This is a genomic window from Xanthomonas sp. DAR 34887, assembly GCF_041245805.1.
GTDB classification, from domain to species: Bacteria; Pseudomonadota; Gammaproteobacteria; order Xanthomonadales; family Xanthomonadaceae; genus Xanthomonas_A; species Xanthomonas_A tesorieronis.
Window position 1 is genome coordinate 4,918,452 of the sequence record NZ_CP162490.1, and the last position, 19,316, is coordinate 4,937,767.

At 69.2% G+C, this 19,316-nt stretch carries 19 protein-coding genes and 1 tRNA gene; 4 read left to right on the forward strand and 16 right to left on the reverse strand.

Going from position 1 to position 19,316, the window contains the following annotated elements; all coding sequences use genetic code 11:
* Positions 1 to 44: 44 nt before the first annotated feature.
* From rarD to AB3X08_RS21020, 6 genes are all read right to left on the reverse strand, one after another.
* A complete protein-coding gene (gene rarD, locus AB3X08_RS20995; protein WP_369934912.1) occupies positions 45 to 947 on the reverse strand; it encodes an EamA family transporter RarD in 903 nt (300 codons plus the stop codon).
* A complete protein-coding gene (yedA, locus tag AB3X08_RS21000) occupies positions 944 to 1,846 on the reverse strand; it encodes a drug/metabolite exporter YedA (RefSeq protein ID WP_369934913.1) in 903 nt (300 codons plus the stop codon). The genes rarD and yedA overlap by 4 nt, the downstream gene beginning before the upstream one ends.
* 664 nt (positions 1,847 to 2,510) lie before the next feature.
* The gene (locus AB3X08_RS21005; RefSeq protein WP_369934916.1) at positions 2,511 to 3,737 is read right to left on the reverse strand and encodes a PQQ-dependent sugar dehydrogenase; all 1,227 of its coding nucleotides are present in this window, start codon (positions 3,735 to 3,737) and stop codon (positions 2,511 to 2,513) included.
* A gap of 475 nt (positions 3,738 to 4,212) precedes the next feature.
* Entirely contained in the window at positions 4,213 to 5,868 is a 1,656-nt protein-coding gene (locus AB3X08_RS21010; RefSeq protein ID WP_369938599.1) for a M28 family metallopeptidase, read from the reverse strand.
* 156 nt (positions 5,869 to 6,024) lie between these two features.
* Positions 6,025 to 6,948, reverse strand: coding sequence for an MBL fold metallo-hydrolase (locus tag AB3X08_RS21015; RefSeq protein ID WP_369934917.1), 924 nt, complete (start codon positions 6,946 to 6,948; stop codon positions 6,025 to 6,027).
* Positions 6,949 to 7,244: 296 nt separating this feature from the next.
* Entirely contained in the window at positions 7,245 to 8,537 is a 1,293-nt protein-coding gene (locus AB3X08_RS21020; protein ID WP_369934918.1) for a tryptophan--tRNA ligase, read from the reverse strand.
* A 109-nt stretch (positions 8,538 to 8,646) separates the two neighbouring features.
* Here AB3X08_RS21020 and AB3X08_RS21025 point away from each other — a divergent pair, with 109 nt between their 5' ends.
* The gene (locus AB3X08_RS21025; RefSeq protein WP_369934920.1) at positions 8,647 to 9,480 is read left to right on the forward strand and encodes a hypothetical protein; all 834 of its coding nucleotides are present in this window, start codon (positions 8,647 to 8,649) and stop codon (positions 9,478 to 9,480) included.
* A 70-nt stretch (positions 9,481 to 9,550) separates the two neighbouring features.
* Here the strand turns inward: AB3X08_RS21025 and AB3X08_RS21030 are convergent, their stop codons facing one another.
* The 3 genes from AB3X08_RS21030 to AB3X08_RS21040 all read right to left on the reverse strand — a co-directional run bounded on the left by AB3X08_RS21030 (position 9,551) and on the right by AB3X08_RS21040 (position 11,742).
* Positions 9,551 to 9,766, reverse strand: a complete 216-nt coding sequence (locus tag AB3X08_RS21030; protein ID WP_145703764.1) for a CsbD family protein — start codon at positions 9,764 to 9,766, stop codon at positions 9,551 to 9,553.
* Between the two features lie 231 nt (positions 9,767 to 9,997).
* Positions 9,998 to 10,858 (reverse strand): EamA family transporter, encoded by an 861-nt coding sequence (locus tag AB3X08_RS21035; protein WP_369934922.1) that lies wholly within the window; start codon positions 10,856 to 10,858, stop codon positions 9,998 to 10,000.
* A complete protein-coding gene (locus AB3X08_RS21040) occupies positions 10,858 to 11,742 on the reverse strand; it encodes a MurR/RpiR family transcriptional regulator (RefSeq protein WP_369934924.1) in 885 nt (294 codons plus the stop codon). Before AB3X08_RS21040 ends, AB3X08_RS21035 begins: the two co-directional genes overlap by 1 nt.
* Positions 11,743 to 11,826: 84 nt before the next feature.
* Between AB3X08_RS21040 and AB3X08_RS21045 the strand changes: the two genes are divergently transcribed.
* Complete coding sequence (locus tag AB3X08_RS21045) at positions 11,827 to 12,723, forward strand: oxidoreductase (protein WP_369934926.1); 897 nt, start codon at positions 11,827 to 11,829, stop codon at positions 12,721 to 12,723.
* An 80-nt stretch (positions 12,724 to 12,803) separates the two neighbouring features.
* Here the strand turns inward: AB3X08_RS21045 and AB3X08_RS21050 are convergent, their stop codons facing one another.
* The 7 genes from AB3X08_RS21050 to birA all read right to left on the reverse strand — a co-directional run bounded on the left by AB3X08_RS21050 (position 12,804) and on the right by birA (position 17,822).
* Entirely contained in the window at positions 12,804 to 12,938 is a 135-nt protein-coding gene (locus tag AB3X08_RS21050; protein WP_003469322.1) for an entericidin A/B family lipoprotein, read from the reverse strand.
* Positions 12,939 to 13,041: 103 nt separating this feature from the next.
* On the reverse strand, positions 13,042 to 13,194 hold the full coding sequence (locus tag AB3X08_RS21055; RefSeq protein ID WP_184412449.1) for an entericidin A/B family lipoprotein: 153 nt from the start codon (positions 13,192 to 13,194) through the stop codon (positions 13,042 to 13,044).
* A gap of 141 nt (positions 13,195 to 13,335) precedes the next feature.
* A complete protein-coding gene (gene rocF / locus AB3X08_RS21060; RefSeq protein WP_369934928.1) occupies positions 13,336 to 14,259 on the reverse strand; it encodes an arginase in 924 nt (307 codons plus the stop codon).
* An 822-nt stretch (positions 14,260 to 15,081) separates the two neighbouring features.
* Positions 15,082 to 15,157 (reverse strand) — tRNA-Thr (locus tag AB3X08_RS21065).
* A gap of 92 nt (positions 15,158 to 15,249) precedes the next feature.
* Complete coding sequence (locus AB3X08_RS21070) at positions 15,250 to 16,104, reverse strand: SPOR domain-containing protein (RefSeq protein ID WP_369934930.1); 855 nt, start codon at positions 16,102 to 16,104, stop codon at positions 15,250 to 15,252.
* Positions 16,105 to 16,113: 9 nt separating this feature from the next.
* Complete coding sequence (locus AB3X08_RS21075; RefSeq protein ID WP_369934932.1) at positions 16,114 to 16,854, reverse strand: type III pantothenate kinase; 741 nt, start codon at positions 16,852 to 16,854, stop codon at positions 16,114 to 16,116.
* The gene (gene birA, locus AB3X08_RS21080; protein ID WP_369934934.1) at positions 16,851 to 17,822 is read right to left on the reverse strand and encodes a bifunctional biotin--[acetyl-CoA-carboxylase] ligase/biotin operon repressor BirA; all 972 of its coding nucleotides are present in this window, start codon (positions 17,820 to 17,822) and stop codon (positions 16,851 to 16,853) included. The genes AB3X08_RS21075 and birA overlap by 4 nt, the downstream gene beginning before the upstream one ends.
* Positions 17,823 to 17,950: 128 nt before the next feature.
* Between birA and AB3X08_RS21085 the strand changes: the two genes are divergently transcribed.
* Entirely contained in the window at positions 17,951 to 18,223 is a 273-nt protein-coding gene (locus tag AB3X08_RS21085; protein ID WP_369934935.1) for a hypothetical protein, read from the forward strand.
* A complete protein-coding gene (locus AB3X08_RS21090; protein ID WP_369934937.1) occupies positions 18,190 to 18,978 on the forward strand; it encodes a zinc-dependent peptidase in 789 nt (262 codons plus the stop codon). The genes AB3X08_RS21085 and AB3X08_RS21090 overlap by 34 nt, the downstream gene beginning before the upstream one ends.
* The last annotated feature ends 338 nt before the right edge of the window (positions 18,979 to 19,316 follow it).

A 19,316-nucleotide genomic window follows, 5' to 3' on the forward strand; every position in this document is an offset into this window, starting at 1 on the left:
GCGGCGCTGGCGGCCTGCGCTGTTCTGCCGTTGCTAATCTCTAATCACGAATCCCGAATCCCGGCTCGCCGCCACAGGCTTTCGCCTGCGAACAGCAGCAGCCCGACCCAGATCGCGGCGAAGCCGATCGCCTTGCCGCTGTCGAACGGCTCGCGGAAGAACCACACGCCCAGCAGCAATTGCAGGCTCGGCGCGATGTATTGCAGCAAGCCGACCAGCGACAGCGCAATGCGCCGCACGCCGTAGGCGAAGCCGATCAGCGGCACCGCGGTGACCACGCCGCCGAACACCAGCAGCAGATCGTTGCGCCAGCCCCAGCCGCCGGCGAAACCGCCGCCGTGGCCACCCTCGCTCCACAGCACGAAGCCCAGCGCCGGCAGGAACAGGTACAGGCTCTCCACGCCCAACCCGGCCACCGCATCCACCTGCACCAGCTTGCGCAGCAGGCCGTACAGCCCGAACGAGGCGGCCAGGCTCAGCGCGATCCACGGCAGCGCCCCGGCATCGACGGTGAGCCACGCCACGCCCAGCGCCGCGCATGCCACCGCCAGCCACTGCACCGCGCGCAGCCGCTCCTTCAGCACCAGCACCCCGAGCAGCACGTTGACCAGCGGATTGATGAAATAGCCCAGGCTGGCCTCGATCACATGGCCGGCGTTGATCGCCCAGATGTACAGGCCCCAGTTGAACGCGATCGCCAGGCTGCTCAGCGCCAGGATGGCCAGCGCGCGCGGCCGCGCGGCGATGCTGCGCCACCACTGCAGGCGCGCGCTGTACAGCAGCCAGCCCACCACCAGCACTCCGCTCCAGACGATGCGGTGGGCGATGATCTGGGCCGACGGCACCGCCTTGAGCAGATGCCAGTACACCGGCACCACGCCCCACAGCGCGAAGGTCAGCGCGGTGATCGACAGGCCGCGGCGCGCCTCCTGCTCGGCGACGCTCATCGCCGCGTCCGCGCCACGGTGATGACCACCACGCCGGCCAGGATCACCGCCATCGCGCCCAGGTCGCTGCCGGTGAAGCGCTCGGCGCCGAGCCAGCTGCCCAGCGCCACCGCGATCACCGGATTGACGTAGGCATAGCTGCCGGCCAGCACCGGGCGCACGTTCTGCAACAGCCACACATAGGCGGTGAACGCCACGATCGAGCCGAACACGCACAGATAGGCGACCGCCAGCAACGCATGCGGCGTCGGCCAGGCATGCGGGCGTTCGCCGCTCAGCAATCCGGCGGTGACCAGCAGCACGCCGCCGCACAGCATCTGCCCGGCCGCGGCCATGAACGGCATCGGCAGATCGCGACCGCGCGACCACACCGAGCCGAACGCCCAGCCGATCGGCGCGATCAACAGAAACACCAGGCCCTTGGGAGTGGCGCTGAGGCTGCTGCCGGCGTTGAGCCACAGCACGCCGGCGAAGCCGACCACGATGCCCAGCCATTCGCCGCGGCTGGCGTGCTGCCCGCGCAGCGCGCCGAACAGCGCCATCCACAGCGGCACCGAGGCCACCGCGACCGCGGCCAGGCCCGAGGACACCTGACGCTCGGCCAGCACCACCATGCCGTTGCCGCACAACAGCAGCAAGGCGCCGAGTACGGTCAACGACCCCCATTGCGCGCGCGTTGGTGCGGCCACGCCGCGCCAGCGCAGCACCGCGTACAGCAGCGAACCGGCGACCACGAAGCGCAGTCCCGAAACCATGCTCAGCGGCGGCGTGCCGCCTTCCAGCGCGAAGCGGATCGCCAGATAGGTCGAGCCCCAGACCACGTAGACCAGCAGCAACGCGAGGACGACGAAACCGCCACGCGCGGGGACGGCGGCGGCGGGAGCAGGCGGGGACGACATGCGCAGAAGGACCGGACGGTGTGGAGAGGGATTCTAGGCCAGCAGTGGCGGGCAGCGACAGCATCGCCGCGCGGCGCGCGTGGCACGCTGTTTTGCACGCGTCGCACGCGCCCTTGTCCGCGGCGCCTCGACGCGGTGTATTCGATCTCCAATCGTGGCAGCGCACTCGCTTTTTCCTGCAGCAGAGAGCCGGTCCATCGATGCAGAACACTGCGCAGGCAGGCGCGTCCGCGTCGGGACTGAAGTCCCTCCCACAGTGGCTCAGCCGGCACGCCGCAAGCCCTGTAGGAGCGGCTTCAGCCGCGACAAACGGCGCCGGGAATTGCATCTGCTGCGGATGCTATCTGTCGGGGCTGAAGCCCCTCCTACAGTGCACCCAGCCGGCATGCCGCAAGCCCCTGTGGGAGCGGCTTCAGCCGCGACGAGCGATGTCGGAAATTGCACCAGCTGCGGATACTATCTGTCGGGGCTGAAGCCCCTCCTACAGTGCACCCAGCCGGCATGCCGCAGGCTCCTGTAGGAGCGGCTTCAGCCGCGACAAGCAGCATCGGAGACTGCAGCGTCGCCGGCCACTGTCTGTACCGGTCGATGGGCCTGTGCCTGACAAGGTTCCTCGCAACTCGGCAACCCGCACCCGAGATCGCGAGGAACACCGCCCGTGCGCTTATTTCGGCGTGAGCCGGTACAGGCCACCGGGCTTGGCATCTTCCAGCAACCACAGCGAGCCGTCCGGCGCTTCCTCGACATCGCGGATGCGCTTGCCGAGGCTCCAGCGATTGACCGCAGTGGCGCCGCCCTTGCTGTCGACGGTGACGCGGATGATGCCCTGGCTGACCAGGCCGCTGATCAACGCGCTGCCCTTCCACTGCGGGAACAGGTTGCCCTTGTAGAACATTAGGTTGCCGGGCGCCATCACCGGCGCCCAATAGATCGCCGGCCTGACGAGATCGGGCCGCGTCTCGGGTTTGGGAATCGGCACGCCGTTGTAGTTGTCGCCATACGACACCAGCGGCCAACCGTAGTTCTTGCCGCGCTGGATCAGGTTCAGTTCGTCGCCGCCTTTGGGCCCATGCTCGAGCTCCCACAGCCGGCCGTCGGGAGCGAACGCGAGGCCATAGGGGGTGCGGTGGCCGATGGACCAGGTTTCGGCTGGCGTGAGGTTGGCGTTGGGGAACGTGTAGGTGCTGACCACCGGCGCCGTCTTGGCCGCCTCGGTATCGGCCGCCGGATCGATCAGCGGGATGGTGCGCGCGCCGCCCCTGCCTGCCCACGGATTGCCCGGCGCGGGCTTGCCGTCCAGCGTCAACCGCAGGATCTTGCCTACCGGTTGATTGAGATCCTGTGCCGGCGTGAAGCGCTGGCGGTCGCCCACCGTGAGGAACAGAGACTGGCCATCCGGCGAGAACGCGATCTGCGCGCCGGCCTGGCCGCCCTTGCCCGTCGGCATCTGGCGCCACAGCACCTTGAAGTTGTCCAGCCGGGCCTCGTTGCCCTCCATCACCAGTCGGCCTCGGCCCATGGCCAGACCGCCGCCGTAGTCGCCGGGTGCGACGTACGTCAGGTACACACTCTTGTCGATGGCGTAGTGGGGCGACACGAACACGCCCAGCATGCCGTTCTGGCCTTCCACGTAACTGGCCGGCACGCCCTTGACCTCGGTCTTGGCGCCTTGCGGCGTCACCAGTTGCACGCGACCGACCTTCTCGGTGATCAGCATGCGGCCATCGGGCAGGAACGCGATGCGCCAGGGCAGATCGAAGCTGGCCACCTTGGTGACATTGAAGGGGATGTCAGGATCGGGCTTCTGATTGCCCGCATTGGTCTGCGCGTGCGCGACACTCGTCAGTAGGACTCCGAGCAGGACCGCATTTGCTAGCGTCTTCATCTGCATGATTCCTCGCGTCAGGTGGCGCGAGGAATCGTAGTGCTTTCGACGCCGGCTGGGTGTGACAGCGGCCCGTCCTGGGATGTCGGTCAGACAGCCAGTCGACCAGCAGCTCCCCACCGGAGACCTCGAGCACGGTTCCGGTGACGCAGGGTTGGTCATCACAAACACCGCTGCGCGCCCAACGTCGGCGATCGTGCCGACCCGGCGCGCAAAACGCCGTCGCGACCTTGTTGCGGAAGGCCTCTACATCGTCGGCGCGCAGGGCGCCCAGAATGCCGGGTCGATGAACCTGGCCGTATCGTGTTCACCCGGACGGGCACCAGCTCCAAGGCGAGGAACACGACAGCGCGTGACAGCGGCGAACGTCGAGGCGACGGCCGCCATGCCAGGCTTCGCCCTCGCTCCGATACTACCGCCAAGGAATGTCATCGAGCCGTTGCGCGCCCGATGCGCAACGGCATGATGGACGCCACCACCTTCAGCGCCGCGCCGCCTCGCTCGCATCACGCGCCGGCTTGAATTCGGAGCCCTCGTCCCAGCGCGGCCACTCGCGGCTGTCGGCCAGGCGCTGGCCCAGGTCGTACAGCAGCAGCGTATCGGCGGCATGCCCGGCCGGATCCCAGGACGCGCTCCAGCGGTCGCAGGGCTGGTGGTAGCAATCGGCGAAATAGCGGTCGCGGATCGCCTTGCCCGCGGCCACGCCGCCGTCGCGCTTGTCCAGCCCCGGCCCCACGGTGATCGCCGGCACGCCGGCGCGGGCGAAAGCGAAATGGTCGGCACGATAGAAGAAGCCCGCCTCCAGATTCGGATCAGGCGAATAGGCGCGGCCGCGCGCCTGCGCCGCCGCGGCCAGGTCGCGCTCCAGCGATACCCGCCCGCGGCCCCACGAGGCGATGTCGCGGGTGGCGCCGTCGGGGCTGAACATCTCGCTGTTGATCACCGCCACGGTGGTCGCCAGCGGCGCCAGCGGATGCGCGGCGTAATAGGTCGCGCCGAGCAGGCCCTTCTCCTCGGCGGTGAGCGCGATGAAGTACAGCGTGCGCTGCGGCCGCGGCCCGGCGGCGAACACCCGCGCCAGCTCCAGCACGCTGGCCACGCCGGTGGCGTTGTCGATCGCGCCGCGGCGGATGCGATCGCCGCTGGCATCGGCGGCACCGATGCCGAACGCATCCCAATGCGCCGAATAGATGACGGTCTCCTGCGGATGCGTGGCGCCTTCCAGCTTGGCCACCACGTTGTGGGTGACCACGCGCTCGCGCTTGAGCGCGAAACGCACCGACAGCGCCGCATCGCCCAACGCCTGCGGGCGGAAGTCGGCGCGCTGCGCGCGTTGCTTCTCCGCCTCGAAATCCAGCCCGGCGCGCTGGAACAGCGACACCGCCAGCGCGCGCTGCATCCAGCCGCGCACCGGCACGTGCTGCGCACGCGCCTGCGCGTCGCTGCGCTCGATGTCGAACAGCGGCGACAGCCCGGAACTCTTCACCGTGGCCCAGCCGTACGCCGCCGGCGCGGTCTCGTGCACGATCAGCACGCCGGCCGCGCCCTGGCGTGCGGCTTCCTCGTACTTGTAGGTCCAGCGCCCGTAGTAGGTGACCGCACGGCCGTCGAACGCGCCGGGTTGCGGCGTCTCGAAGTCGGCGTCGTTGATCAGCATCACCGCGATCTTGCCCTTCAGGTCCACACCCTTGTAATCGTCCCAGCCGCGCTCGGGCGCATGGATGCCGTAGCCGACGAACACCAGCGGCGCGTCCTTCAGCGCCATCTTGCTGCCGGGACGCAGGCTCTGCAGTACCACGTCCTCGCCGTTGACCAGCGCCTGCGAGGCACCCGCCACGCGCAGCGTCGCCGTCACCGGTCCATCCACTTGCGCACGCACCAGCGGCACCGCCTGAGTCCAGCCGCCGTCGTCGCCAGCCGGCTGCACGCCGGCCAGGCGGAACTGCTCGCTGAGATAGGCGATGGTCTTGGCCTCGCCCGGCGTGGCCGGCGCGCGGCCCTCGAAGTCATCGGAGGCCAGCGTGCGCACATGCCGCTCCAGCGCTTCGGCATCGATGCCGCCACCGGGCAGCGCCTCGTTGGCCGCCTGCGCGGCGCCTCCCATGAACAGGCAGGCGGACAGCAGCAACATGCGCATCGGATTCACGGCAACGACCTGAAAAAACCTGGTTGCACAGTGTAGGGCCGATGCTTCCTTGAAGCATCAGGGAATGGAGAATGGAGAATCGGGAATGGAAACGCAGAAGCGCCGCGCTTTTCCATTCCCGATTCCCCATTCCCGATTCCCAGCGACTCAACGCTCCAGCCAGCAAGCCAGACCCTGCGCATTGAGCTCGATGTCCATCTGCAGCACCCGCTCCACGCCGGCATCGTCGAGCGGGCAGCCATGCAGGCGCGCGCGCTCCAGGTACAGCGCGCTCAGCGCGGCGACCAGGCAGCGATGGCGATCGGAACGCCCGTCGCAACCGCGCGCGATCGCCACCATCGCGTCGAGCTGCTCGAACAGCTCCGCCGCCAGCGTATCCGCCGCGCCGACCGGGCCGTAGTGGGTCAGATACAGCGTCTGCGGCGCGTGGCCGAGCATACGCTGGATCGAGGCGCGCATCGCCTCCGGATCGAACTGCACCGGCGAGGACGTCGGAATCACGAACGCGCCCTGCGCGCTGTCCAGTTCGCGGTACGACAGGCCGAAGGTGTCGCCGCTGAACCAGCTGCGGCTGCGCGCGTCCCACACGCACAGGTGATGGCGCGCGTGGCCGGGCGTATCGATGCACAGCAGTTCGCGCTCTCCCAGCCACAGCCGATGACCGTCCTCGGCGACGACCACGCGCTCGGCCGGCACCGGCACGATCGTGCCGTAGCTGCGCGCGATCTCGGCCTCGCCGTACACCGCGGTGGCACCGGCGATCAGCCGCGCCGGATCGATCATGTGCGGTGCGCCGCGCGGATGCACCAGCAGGCGCGCGTTCGGCAGCCGCTGCAGCAGCGCGCCAGCGCCACCGGCGTGGTCCAGATGCACGTGGGTCAGGATCAACCAGTCCACATCGCCCGGCGCCAGGCCGGCGCCATCGAGCGCGGCGAGCATGGTCGGCACCGAGTGGCTGGTGCCGCAATCGACGAACGCACCGCGCCCGTTCTCCACGATCAGGTAGGCCGCGTCGAACTGCGCGCGCTGGAAGCCGGTGTCGATGAGATGGATGCTGGGGTCGCGTGGCATGGCGCAGGGCGGTGGCTGGGCGAAGCGCCATTCTAGGCCGTATGGAGGCTGCCGCCAGCCCTGCGGGGATACGCCTCGGCCCCCGGAAGGATCCCTGGTACGCGACCTCTTGAGCGCGACATGCATTCCTAGGGAATGCAGCGCGGGACAACCCGCGGCTACAGCCAGGCGCGATCAGGGGCCATTTGGATCATGGGCCATTTGTGGGAGGGACTTCAGTCCCGACGCATTACCGCCAACGCCTCGTCGGAACTGCAGCCGCTTCCACGCCCGTCATCGCCGGGCTGCATCTGCGCTCAGCCCGCATCGCGCAGCCGCTGCAGCGCGGCCAGCACGGCCTCGGCCGGCACCGCCAGGGCGAGGTCCGGTATCTGCAGCGCATCGGCCTGCACCGCCTGCTTGAGCGCGCCGATCACGCGCCCGGCGTCGCGCGGCGATTCGAAGCCGCCGCTCTGCAGCAGCAGCGCGCCTTCGCCGTCGAGCAGCTTGAAGTAGAAACGGCCGTCGCCTTCGCGGTACTGCTTGAAGCTCGGCAACGCCTGCTTGGCGGCCGCCGCATCGGCATGCCCGGCGTCGCGCAGCGACAGATCGCGCAGGCCCACCGCATGCCGCAGTTCGGCCAGGAACGGCGTGGCGTAGCGCGCGCGCAGGCGCTGCGCGTTGTCGCGCAGGATCGCCTCGATGTCGCCCGGTCGCGCCATCAGCGCCTCGTAGCGCTCGCGCATCGGCGCGATCTCCGCGTCGATGCGCGCGAACAGCTGCTGCTTGGCCTCGCCCCAGCCGATGCCATCGGCGAAGGCCTGCGCGAACGCGGCGGCGTCCTCGGCGCTGGCGAACGCCTGGTACAGCTGGAACAGCGCCGAGCCCTCGGTGTCCTTCGGCTCGCCCGGCGCGCGCGAATCGGTGACGATGGAGAACACGCGCCTCTTCAGTTCCTCGCGCGGGGCGAACAACGGAATCGTGTTGTCGTAGCTCTTGCTCATCTTGCGCCCGTCCAGCCCGGGCAAGGTCGCCACGTTCTCGTCGATCAGCGCTTCGGGCAGGGTGAAATAGTCGCGGCCGTAGACGTGGTTGAAGCGCTGGCCGAAATCGCGCGCCATCTCGATGTGCTGGATCTGGTCGCGTCCCACCGGTACCTGCTGCGCGTTGAACAGCAGGATGTCGGCGGCCATCAGCACCGGGTACATGAACAGCCCGGCGCTGACTCCGGCGTCGTCGTCCTCGCCATCGGCGCGGTTCTTGTCCACCGCCGCCTTGTAGGCGTGGGCGCGGTTGAGGATGCCCTTGCCGGCGACGCAGGTCAGGAACCAGGTCAGCTCGTTGGTTTCCGGCACGTCCGACTGGCGGTAGAACCACACCTTCGACGGATCCAGCCCGGCCGCCAGCCACGAGGCGGCGATCTCCAGGGTCGAGCGCTGGGTGCGCGCCGGGTCCTGCGCCTTGATCAGGCTGTGCAGGTCGGCCAGGAAATAGAAACTCTCGATGCCGGGACGCAGGCTGGCCTGCAGCGCCGGGCGGATCGCACCGACGTAGTTGCCCAGGTGCGGGGTGCCGGAGGTGGTGATGCCGGTAAGGACACGGATGGTCATGCGGGGGATCGACGGCCAGAAGAAAACCCGGCGAGTTTAACCGCTGCGCGGCAACCCCGTTCCGGCGTCTGGTGCGTTCAACGCCTGGTCCCCGCCTGGAGTCGCCCTGATGCGCATGTTCGCCCGCCTGCTGTCCAACCGCCCGATCGGCACGCTGTCGATGGCCCTGTTGTGCATCGGCCTGTTGTGCGGCTTTCGCCCCTATCCCACGCCGCCGCCGTCGGCCTCGCTGGTCACCCTGGATGTGATCGACCGCGACTGGGCCGACGTCCCCCTGCCGCAGCACACGCAGCGCGGCGCACGCTGGATCGAGGCCACGCCCGGCCACCGCTATGCGTTGCGCCTGACCAACCTGACCGGGCGCCGCGTGCTGGTGGTGCTGTCGGTGGATGGGGTCAACGCGGTCAGCGGCGAGACCGCGGCCAGCGACCAGCGCGGCTACGTGCTGGCCCCATGGCAGAGCACCGAGATCGCCGGCTGGCGCAAGTCGCAACGCGAGATCGCACAGTTCGTGTTCACCGACCTCGCCGACAGCTACGCCGCGCGCACCGGCCGCCCCGACAACGTCGGCGTGATCGGCATGGCGGTATTCGACGAGGCGCCGACGATCGTGCCGCAGGCGAGCGTGGCGCAAGACCGCGAACCCGCCGCGGCGCCGGCAGCGCCAGCGCCCCCAGCGGCCGCACGCGCAGAGAGCGATGCAGTGATGGGCAAGATGCAGCGTCTGGGCACCGGCCATGGCGAACGCGAATGGTCGCCCTCCAGCGTCACCGAGTTCGAACGCGCCAGCGACGTGCCGCGGCAGCGCCTGCAACTGCGCTACGACAGCCGTGCACGCTTGATCGCGCGCGGAGTGATCCCGCGGCCGCGTGCCTATCCACGCGTTGCCGATGTCCCGCAGGCCTTTCCCGGCGACTTCGTGCCGGATCCGCCGGCGTACTGAGTCTGCACCAGCGCCAAAAACGAAACGGGCCGCAGCGCGGCCCGTTTCCACGTCGGGCGCGGCGCGCGCCTCAGTCGCGGTATTCCTTGCCCAGTCCGTCCTGGAAGGTGCGCACTTCCTTCTCGGCGCGGTCGCGGTCCCAGCCGTAGCGTTCCTGCAGCTTGCCCGACAGGTACTGGGCATTGCCGCTGGCCACGTCGAAATCGTCGTCGGTCAGGTCGCCCCACTGGGCCTTGATCTTGCCCTTGAGCTGGGTCCACTTGCCGGAAATGATGTCTTTGTTCATAGCAGCGCTCTCGTTGGAGGGATGCGGCATCGAGCCGCGCGCACAGCATTGCGCCTGCGCCGTTGCCGATCGATCAATGCGCCGTCAACGGCGCATGAGCACGATGAAGCGTTTATCGCGGGCTTTTCGGCAAAACCCGGAACGCCAAGTCCTCATCGCCTAGCGGTCCTCCATCCAGGACGAAGAAACCATAATCGAGCCGTGGGTTGACCGCCCCGCCTCGCGTCATGGTCAAAAGCCTATCGCCGCGATTCCGGCCAGCACCACCACGGCGCCGGCGATGCGCCGCGCGAGATGATCCTCGCGAAAGAGTGCGCAAGCGAGGAGCGAGCCGATGACGACCGAAGACTCGCGCAAGGGCGCGACGAGCGCGACCGGCGCGTGCTTCATGGCGGTGAGAACGAGGATGTAGGCCAATGGCGAGAACACGGCCACGATGAGAATCGGTACGGCGTCGGCGCGGATGGCAGCGCGGATCCGATGCCGCCGGCGCAGTGCGCTCGGGGCCAGGATCAGACTCTGCAAAATCAAGGTGGCGGCGTAATAGCTGACAGGCGCCAGGTGCAGAAACGTGACCGCGTAGCTGTCCCAGAGGGTGTAGCTGGCGATGCTGGCCCCCGTCGCGGCACCCCAACGCAGTCCATGCAACGGGTGGCGGCTCGCACTTTTGAACGGGTTGCCGCTGACGACCAGGATGCCGGCCACGACAAGGAGCGCGCCGGACGCCGCGATCGTGGTGAGATGCTCGCCCAGGAAGAGGATGGCGAAGAGCATGGTCAGCAACGGCCCCGTGCCGCGCGCGATCGGGTAGACCACGCCGAACTCGGCGCGGTCGTAGCCGGCCTGCAAGGTCATGGAGTACACGGTGTGCAACAGCGCCGAGACCGCTGCACCCACCACCAGCCGCCAGTCGAGCGTTTGCTGCCCATTGGCGACGAAGAAAAGGCTGATCGGGACATAGAGCAGCGCCGCGGCGCAGGTGGACGCGCAGACGAACAGCACGGTGTCGCCGCGCTTGTACTTCGAGGCGAGATTCCATGCCGCGTGGGCGACCGCTGCAGCGAGGACCAGTGCGACGGTGCCGGACTGCATCAAGTGATGTCAGGCAGGTCGATGCCCGCCCGTTCCGCCCGACGGCTACGCGCCGGATCGCGCAGCGCCAGGGAGGCGGCCAACGCGTCGACGACGACGAGTTGGGCCAGGCGGCTCGCCGCAGCGGCCATCTGCGCCGGCAACGGCGCGCCGCCCACCGCGACCGCGATGTCCGCCAGGTTCGCCAGCGGCGTGCCGTACTGATTGGTGATCGCGATGAGCGAGGCGCCGGCGGAGGACGCCGCATCGGCGATGGCGAGCGTGCTCGAGGTGCGCCCGGTCGAACTGACGGCGATGACGGCATCTCCCGGGCCCAGCAGCCGCGTTGCGATCATCGCCGACAGATAGTCGGGAATGCCGATCGTCGTCACGCCCACCGCACGCAGACGGAAGACCGCGTCCGCGGCGACCGTCGCCGAGGGACCGGCACCGAACACGATCACCTGGCGGGCGGACAGGAGCGTCTCGACCGCCCTGTCGAACGCAGCGAGTTCGACTGCCCCGCCAAGCGCGGTCAGGGCCTCGCTGCCTGCGCGGGCGCAGGCGTCCAGCACCGCGGCCGACGTCGCGTCCGCGGCCAGCGCTTCGGGTGGCGCGAAGAACCGGGTGGTACCGCGGGCGCGGGCGATCTCCATTTTGAGTTCGGCGAATCCGCCGAACCCGATCGCCCGCGCGGCGCGGACCACGCTCGGCGGCGACACGCCGGCGCGGGCGGCGACCTGCGCCGCGGTGCTCGCCCCGACAAACAACGGGTCGGCAAGCAACAGCGCGACGACTTTGGCCTCGCTCGCAGCGAGATCGCCGCTGCGCGCCTGGATGTTCCCGATCAGTTGCACCAGTCGCGCATCGACTTCCGTAACGGCGTTACATTTATTTTTCTTCATATGTAATATGTTACATATGTCGTGCGGGAATCACCACCACCGCTTGAGCATTTGCTCCGCAGCACGGCGAAGGAGTCCGTTTCAATGAACACCCCATGCGATGCAGCAATCGCCGTCCTGGGACCAGGTGCCATCGGCACCACCATCGCCGCGGCGCTGCACGAAGTGGGCCGCACGCCCCTGCTGTGCGGCCGTACGCCGCGCGATCGGCTGACGCTGTGCGATGGCGAGCGAGCGATCGTGGTTCCCGGCCCGGTTCGGACGGATCCAGCGCGCATGGAGCGGCCGGTCGATCTCGTCTTTCTGGCAGTCAAGGCGACACAAACCGCGGCAGCCGCAGCATGGCTCGCGGCCTTGAGCGGGCCGGACACCGTCGTGTGCGTCCTGCAGAACGGGGTAGAGCAGGTGCAGAACGTCGCCCCGCATTGCCCACGTGGGTGCATCGTTCCGGTTGTCGTCTGGTTTCCTGCGCAGACGCAATCCGACGGATCGGTGCACCTGCGCGGCGACGTGCGCATCAGCCTGCCGGACACATCGGCGTCCCACGTCGTGGCGGCGGCGCTGCAAGGCACGCGCTGTTCGGTAGATCTGGCCGCGAACTTCAGCTCTCTGGCGTGGCGCAAGCTATTGCAGAACGCGGCAGCCGGCCTCATGGCGCTCGCGCAGCGGCGCTCGGGGATGTTCGGCCGGTCCGACATCTCCAGGCTCACCCTGGATTATCTGCAGGAGTGTCTGAGCGTGGCCCGCGCCGAGGGCGTAGAACTGGGCGAGGAGGTGCCGCAGGCGATCCTCGACAGCTTCCAGGCTGCTCCCGCCGACATGGGCACCTCCATCCTGGCGGATCGCCAGGACGGCCGGCCCCTGGAATGGGATATCCGCAATGGCGTCATCGCGCGTCGCGGACGGGCGCACGGCATTGCCACGCCCATCAGCGATGTCGTGGTGCCGCTTCTTGCGGCGGCGAGTGACGGTCCTGGCTGACGCGGTATCGAACTGCAGTTTTGTGCCGCAAAAAAAACGGGCCGGCAAGCCGACCCGTCTTTTGTCACCGAGCGCGAGGCTCAGTTCTTGGCGGCGTCTTCGACCTTCTCGCCGGCGCTCTTCACGTCCTTGCCGGCACCGGCAACCGTGTTGCAGCCCGACAGCAGGCCCACCGAAAACATCGCCAGCAGCATCCACGCAAAAGTACGCTTCATAGGTCTCACTCCTTCCTTACTTGGTCATGGGAGCGCGGCGTGTGGCCGCGCGGGGTTACGCATTGGGTGTCTCAATCAACGCCAAGCCACTGCGGACGATCGATCAGCACTTGCCGTCGCTGCAGTCGTCGGCCTTGTGTTCGACCTTGTCGCCGGCCTTCTGCATGTCCTTGCCCGCACCGGCGACGGTGTTGCAGCCAGTGAGCATGCCCGCAGAGAACAGGGTCAGCATCGTCAGGGTGAGCAGTCGCTTCATCGTGGAGTCCTCGCAGTGGATCGGTCTGGGTGGTCGCGATAGCCGATGCCAAGCTACCGTCTGGCGGTGAATCTGACCTTGCGACTGTGGATTTCACGTGAATGAAGCGCGGCAATATTCAGCTTCGTGTCGAAACCGCCTTCAATCGCGCATCAGCGTGGACTTGCCGAACAGGCTCTCGACCAGGTCCACTGCCAGTTCGGCGGTCAGATTGCGATGGTCCAGCACCGGATTGAGTTCGACGATGTCCAGCGAGCCCATGCGCCCGCTGTCGGCGATCATCTCCATCACCAACTGCGCTTCGCGGTAGTTGGGGCCGCCGGGCACCGTGGTGCCGACGCCCGGCGCGATGCTGGGGTCGAGGAAGTCCACGTCGAAGCTGACGTGCAGGTGGGTGTCGGCATCGAGTCCGTCCAGCGCCGCCTCCATGGTCCGCTTCATGCCCATCTCGTCGATGTAGCGCATGTCGTACACGTCGATGCGGTGCTGCTTGATCAGCCGCTTCTCGTCCGGATCCACCGAGCGGATGCCGATCTGGCGGACCTGGTCCGGACGCAGCGCCGGCGCGGCGCCGCCCAGTTCGGTCAGCGCCTGCGGTCCCAGCCCGCACAGGCAGGCCACCGGCATGCCGTGCACGTTGCCCGACGGCGTCACTTCGCTGGTATTGAAGTCCGAATGCGCATCCAGCCACAGCACCCGCAGCTTGCGCCCCTGTTCGCGGCAATAGCGCGCCACCGCGGTGATCGAGCCGATACCCAGGCAATGATCGCCGCCGAGCATGATTGGCATGCGTCCGGCACGCAGCTCGGCGTAGCTGGCTTCCATCAGTGCGCGATTCCAGGCCACCACTTCGTCCAGATGGCGGTAGCCGCCGACCGGGGATTGCCATGGATTGCGCGGACCGTCGAGATTGCCCAGGTCGCGCACCTCGATGCCGCGATTGGCCAGCGCCTCGTGCAGGCCGGCGATGCGCAGCGCCTCCGGCCCCATGCGCGCGCCACGGTGGCCGGCACCGATGTCGGTGGGAACGCCGATCAGGGAGACCGGCAGAAAAGAGGAATTCATGCAGACGCGCTCCAACGAAAAATGTGCGCCAGTCTAGCGAGCCGGGCATGGCGCGACTTGCGGCGTCGCAGCAGGCAGCGCTCGCGCGGACAGTGGTGGTGAAGTGACACATGTCCGCTGGGTCGAACGCCGCGCAGCGTCTCGCTGGGTGTAGGTGCGCGAGGCGTCGCCTGCACCCTCCTCCGTCCCTTCGGGGACCTTCCCCCAAAAGGGGGCCATGGTCCCGAGGGAGAAGGGAACAGCCGCTAGCCCTTCTCCCCTCGGCAGTCGGCAGTTGTGCCTGTTTCGAAAACAAGGGGTCAATGCGTGAGAGGCACAGAGCGAGTGCAGGCGTGATCGAGACGAGCATTCAACGGCTGCGGCACGTGGCAAGCGCTCAGTCCTCCCGGCAGCGCTGGCCTTCCTCGCTTGGCGCATCCCGACAAAGGAGTTGCAGAAGACCTCGCTGCGCGTATCCACGACGCGCGGTTGGATCTGCTCGGTGCAGCCACACACACATTCTCGAAGAATGCGTCGGGCAGCTCGAATGACAGATCCACGTCGTCACCGGCTGCCGGCACAAGCCGGCGATCGTGCCCATCGTCAACGACCGCAACTACGATCGCGTGCCCGCACTGTGCAACGAGGCAAGCGCGCAAGGCGCGGCCGATTTCCTTCGTCGACCGCACAATGCCGGCGAGGCGGCGCGTAGAGGCTGAATGGCGCGATCGCAGCGGCCACCGACGGGCTCAGGAAACACCGGCCTCTGATCGGCGCAGCGGCGCATTACAGAGGCAGCGCGCGCCGCGCCAGTGGCGCGGACAGGGACATGGCAACTAAAGATGGTGCCGCTTATCCGAATCGAACGGATGACCTACTGTTTACAAGACAGTTGCTCTACCAACTGAGCTAAAGCGGCAAGACGGATTGCAGCGCCATTGCGCGACCGCCGCAGTCTACCTGCTTGCGGGCCGCAACGGCGTCCCACGGCTGCGTGCCGCGGCGCGCATTCTAGCGCAGCGTGGCGCAGTCCAGCGCGCGCTGCCGCGCCGCGCCGAGTTGCCGGCGCAAGGCCGTGGCCTGCGCCGCATTGCCGGCGCGCAGGTCCAGCCACCAGCGCGACTGGCCGCTGCCACCGCTGGGAATCAGATCGACGTTGAAGCCGGCCCGGGCCAGCTCGGCCTTGCGGCGTTCGGCGCCTTCACGGCTGCGGTACTGGCCCAGGGCGATGGCGTTGCCGGTGTCGCCCTGGCGGACCGGGTAGTAGTCGCGGATACCGGCAGCGACGATGCGATCGACCGCGGCCTTGACCCCGTCCTCGCCACCGATGGTCGGCAGCAGCACGCGGAAGCTGGTGGCGTCGTCGTCGCCGACCTCGCGCAGGCGCGGGCGCGGTGCGGCGGTGCCGAGCGCGGCCGCCGCGGTCTCGGCCGCGGCGCGGTCCGGATACGGCCCCAGGCTCAGGCACACCGGGGCCGCGGCAGGCTCGGCGGCGACGGCTGCGGCGCTGGGCACCTTGGGCGGCGGTGTCGCGGCGGCCGCGGCAGGTGCTGCGGGTGCTGCGGTCGCCGGCACTTCGGTAGGCGCGGGTGCGTCAGCCGCCGGAGCACTGGCGGCCGGAACGGCCGTGGCCGGCGCGGGTGCGGCGCTGGCGGCAGGAGTCGGTGCCGCCGCGGAAGCGATCGGGGCCGAAGACGCAGGCTGCGGCACGGCTGCGGACGCCGCCGGCACCAGTTGCAGCGTCGCCACCCCGGCCGGCAGCGCCGGCATCGGTTCCGGCACCGGGGTCTGCGGCTGCGTCGCCCACCACAGCGCGACGCCGAGGTTGAGGATGGTCAGGACGACGAGCAGGGCGCGGACGAGCATGCGCGGATTCTACCCGGCGGACCCGGCCGCGGCGTGTGCCTGCGCCCACAGCGCCAGCCCGTCGAGCACCAGCGACGGCCGCTGCTCGGCGGCCGGCAATGCGTGCAGCAACGGCGGTACGCCACCGCCGTGCAGCAGCAGCCGCGGCCGCCGCGCCAGCAGCGCCTCGCCCTGCTGCAGGCTGCGTTCGATCAGCGCCAGCGCCGCGCCGTCGCAACCGGAGACCAGCGCATCGGCGGTCTCGGCGGCGAACTCGCGGTAGTCGCCGCCCTCGGCCGGCAGTTGCGCCGCACGCTGCTGCAGCGCCTGGCGCATCGTCGTCGGCGACGGTGCGATGCGCCCGCCGTGATGCAGGCCGTCGCGATCGAGCAGATCCACGGTCAGCGCGGTGCCGACGCCGACCACCAGCACATCGCCCTCGCCATGCGCGGCGAGCAGCGCCAGGAAGCGGTCCACGCCGAACTTGTGCGGCTGCGCATAGGCGATGCGCACGCCGGCGCAGACCGCCTCGGTGCGCGCCACCCGCACCTGCGCGAAGCGGCTGCGCAAGGCATCCAGCACGGTGGCAGTCAGCGCCGGCGCGGCGACGCTGGCGACATAGGCGGTGTCGCCGCGCGGCAGCGCCGCCACCGCGGCCGCGTCCATCGCTTCGGCACCGTGCGGCCAAGCCTGCACCGCCGCGGCGCGGCCGCGTTCCAGCGCGGCGAACTTGAAGCGCGAATTGCCCAGGTCGAACAACCAGTCGCTCATGCCGGCCTCACGCTGACTTCGCCGGCATGCAGCGGACGCTCGCCATCGGCGAAGGCGACCCGCAGCGCGCCGTCCTCGGCCAGGCCCAACGCCACGCCCTCGCGGGCGACGCCGCCGTCGTCGATGCGGATCGCGCGCCCGGCGAGCAAGTCCAGCGCCGCGTAGCGCGGCAGGAACGGCGCCAGGCCCTGCGCGTCGAACAGTGCCAACGCCGGCAGCAGATGCGACAGCACCGCGGCGGCGATCGCGTTGCGCGAGACCTCGGCGTCGCCGCCGGCCAGCGTGGCCAGGTCGGTCCACGGCTGGTCAATGCTCGCGGCGCTGGCCGCCGGCATGCGAACGTTGAGTCCCAGGCCGATCACCGCGCGCGCCGGCCCGGCGAATTCGCCGCCACCTTCGACCAGCAGGCCGCCGAGCTTGTGCCCGTCGGCGAGCAGGTCGTTCGGCCATTTCAGCCCGACCGTGGCGAAACCGGCCGCGCGCAGCGCCTCGGCCACGGCCACGCCGGCGGCCAGGCTTAGCCCGCCCAACCGGCCCAGCCCGCCGTCGAAGCCGCGCGCCACCGACAGGTACAGATGCGCCGCCAGCGGCGAGGCCCAGACCCGGCCACGGCGACCGCGGCCGCCGGTCTGGCGCTCGGCCAGCAGCACCTCGCTGCCGCGCGCCGGCGCCGGCCGCGCCAGCAGGGTGCTGTTGCTGGAGGCCAGGCTCCAGGCGATCTCGAGTCCGGCCAGTTCGTCGCGCGCGGCCGGCGCCAGCGCGGCGCGGATGCGCTCGGCCTCGAGCAATTCCAGCGGCCGTGCCAGCCCGTAGCCCTCGCCGGCGCGACCCTCGATCTCCACCCCGGCTGCGCGCAGGCCCTGGATGCGCTTCCACACCGCGGCCCGGGTCAGCCCACACGCACGCGCCAGGGCGTCGCCGGAAAGGCGGCCCTGGCTGAGCCGGGCCAGTAATTCGCGCTCGTCCACGCCGATTCCATCGCCTCGAATCGGAAAATTATGCGGGAAGCGCCGTCCCCGCGCCCAGCGCCGGCCCTGCGCGGGGTGAAAAGCGCGTTAGAATCGCGATTCACCGCCGTTCGCCCTGGATGCCGACGATGCGCCGTTCCCTGCCGTGCCTGATCCTGCTGTTGCTCCCGCTGGCCGCCGTGCACGCGTCCGAAGCGCTGGTGAGCAAGCAGCGCAACGACTGCGTCTACGCCGACAGCACCGACGCGGACGCCGCCCAGGCACGTCCGGCATCGACGGCGCGCCCGCCCGCCGCTGCGGCCAAGCCGGCGGCGCCGAGCGGCGGCGGCAGCGACAGCGACCTGGTGCCGCGCCTGCGCATGCCCAAGTGGCACAGCTTCCTGCCGGGGATGTTCCGCTGATCCCACGCTGGTTGCGCCGGCTGCTGCCGGCGCCTGTTGCGATCGACGAGGCGACCTGGCAGCTGGCGCGCCAGCGCTGCGCGTGGGTGGCGGCACTGGATGCGGAACGCGAGCAAAGACTGCGCACGCTGGCCACGCAGTTCCTGCAACGCAAGACCATCTCGCCGCTGGACGGGCTGACCCTGGATGCGGCGCAGCGCACCGTGCTGGCGGTGCTGTGCTGCCTGCCGTTGCTGGAGTTCGGCGTCGAGGGACTGCGCGGCTGGTCGCAATTGCTGGTGTACCCGGACGCGTTCCGCGTGCAGCGCAGCCATGTCGATGCGGCCGGCGTGCTGCACGAGTGGGAAGACGAACTGATCGGCGAATCCTGGGACAGCGGCCCGCTGATCCTGTCCTGGGCCGACGTGCAGGCCGATCTGGACGACCCGCATGCCGGCTACTGCGTGGCGGTGCACGAGATGGCGCACAAGCTCGACGTGCTGGACGGCGCACTGGACGGCACGCCGCCGCTGCCGCGCGACTGGCAGCGACGCTGGGCCGAGGACTTCCAGCGCACCTACGACGCGTTCTGCAAGCGCGTGGACCGCGGCCGCAGCAGCGAGATCGATGCCTACGCCGCCGAGGCCCCGGAAGAATTCTTCGCCGTGGTCAGCGAATACCACTTCTCCGCACCGCAGCGGCTGCAGCGCGAGATGCCGGAGGTGGCCGCGCATCTGACACGGTTCTACGGACGCTCCCCATTCGCTGCCGCATAAGCGCTCGGCATGCGCGCGTGCGCAGGCGGCGATCGCGGCATGACCAACGTCCTACAGCAGCGATTTCAACCAAGACAAGCGCAGTGGCGAACTTTACGGCTTCGGATGCTGTCGGGACTGAAGTCCCTCCCACAATGCACCCAGCCAGCTGGCCGCAAGCCCCCTTGTAGAGTGGCTTCAGCCGCAACAAAGGAGATCGGAAACTGCACCGGTTGCGGACGCTGCCTGTCGGGGCTGAAGCCCTCCTACAGTGCACCCAGCCAGCTGGCCGCAAGTTCCCTTGTAGGAGCGGCTTCAGCCGCGACAAGAAGATCGGAAACTGCACCGGCTGCGGACCC

Excerpts from the sequence above, each read along its gene's own strand:
- AB3X08_RS21045 (WP_369934926.1), top strand. The coding sequence starts at position 11,827 with ATGAACACCCCATGCGATGCAGCAATCGCCGTCCTGGGACCAGGTGCC.
- AB3X08_RS21040 (WP_369934924.1), bottom strand. The coding sequence starts at position 11,742 with ATGAAGAAAAATAAATGTAACGCCGTTACGGAAGTCGATGCGCGACTG.
- AB3X08_RS21005 (WP_369934916.1), bottom strand. The coding sequence starts at position 3,737 with ATGCAGATGAAGACGCTAGCAAATGCGGTCCTGCTCGGAGTCCTACTG.
- AB3X08_RS21085 (WP_369934935.1), top strand. The coding sequence starts at position 17,951 with ATGCGCCGTTCCCTGCCGTGCCTGATCCTGCTGTTGCTCCCGCTGGCC.
- yedA (WP_369934913.1), bottom strand. The coding sequence starts at position 1,846 with ATGTCGTCCCCGCCTGCTCCCGCCGCCGCCGTCCCCGCGCGTGGCGGT.
- AB3X08_RS21075 (WP_369934932.1), bottom strand. The coding sequence starts at position 16,854 with ATGAGCGACTGGTTGTTCGACCTGGGCAATTCGCGCTTCAAGTTCGCC.
- AB3X08_RS21020 (WP_369934918.1), bottom strand. The coding sequence starts at position 8,537 with ATGACCATCCGTGTCCTTACCGGCATCACCACCTCCGGCACCCCGCAC.
- AB3X08_RS21070 (WP_369934930.1), bottom strand. The coding sequence starts at position 16,104 with ATGCTCGTCCGCGCCCTGCTCGTCGTCCTGACCATCCTCAACCTCGGC.
- rocF (WP_369934928.1), bottom strand. The coding sequence starts at position 14,259 with ATGAATTCCTCTTTTCTGCCGGTCTCCCTGATCGGCGTTCCCACCGAC.
- rarD (WP_369934912.1), bottom strand. The coding sequence starts at position 947 with ATGAGCGTCGCCGAGCAGGAGGCGCGCCGCGGCCTGTCGATCACCGCG.
- AB3X08_RS21025 (WP_369934920.1), top strand. The coding sequence starts at position 8,647 with ATGCGCATGTTCGCCCGCCTGCTGTCCAACCGCCCGATCGGCACGCTG.
- AB3X08_RS21050 (WP_003469322.1), bottom strand. The coding sequence starts at position 12,938 with ATGAAGCGTACTTTTGCGTGGATGCTGCTGGCGATGTTTTCGGTGGGC.
- AB3X08_RS21010 (WP_369938599.1), bottom strand. The coding sequence starts at position 5,868 with ATGCGCATGTTGCTGCTGTCCGCCTGCCTGTTCATGGGAGGCGCCGCG.
- AB3X08_RS21030 (WP_145703764.1), bottom strand. The coding sequence starts at position 9,766 with ATGAACAAAGACATCATTTCCGGCAAGTGGACCCAGCTCAAGGGCAAG.
- AB3X08_RS21015 (WP_369934917.1), bottom strand. The coding sequence starts at position 6,948 with ATGCCACGCGACCCCAGCATCCATCTCATCGACACCGGCTTCCAGCGC.
- AB3X08_RS21035 (WP_369934922.1), bottom strand. The coding sequence starts at position 10,858 with ATGCAGTCCGGCACCGTCGCACTGGTCCTCGCTGCAGCGGTCGCCCAC.
- AB3X08_RS21055 (WP_184412449.1), bottom strand. The coding sequence starts at position 13,194 with ATGAAGCGACTGCTCACCCTGACGATGCTGACCCTGTTCTCTGCGGGC.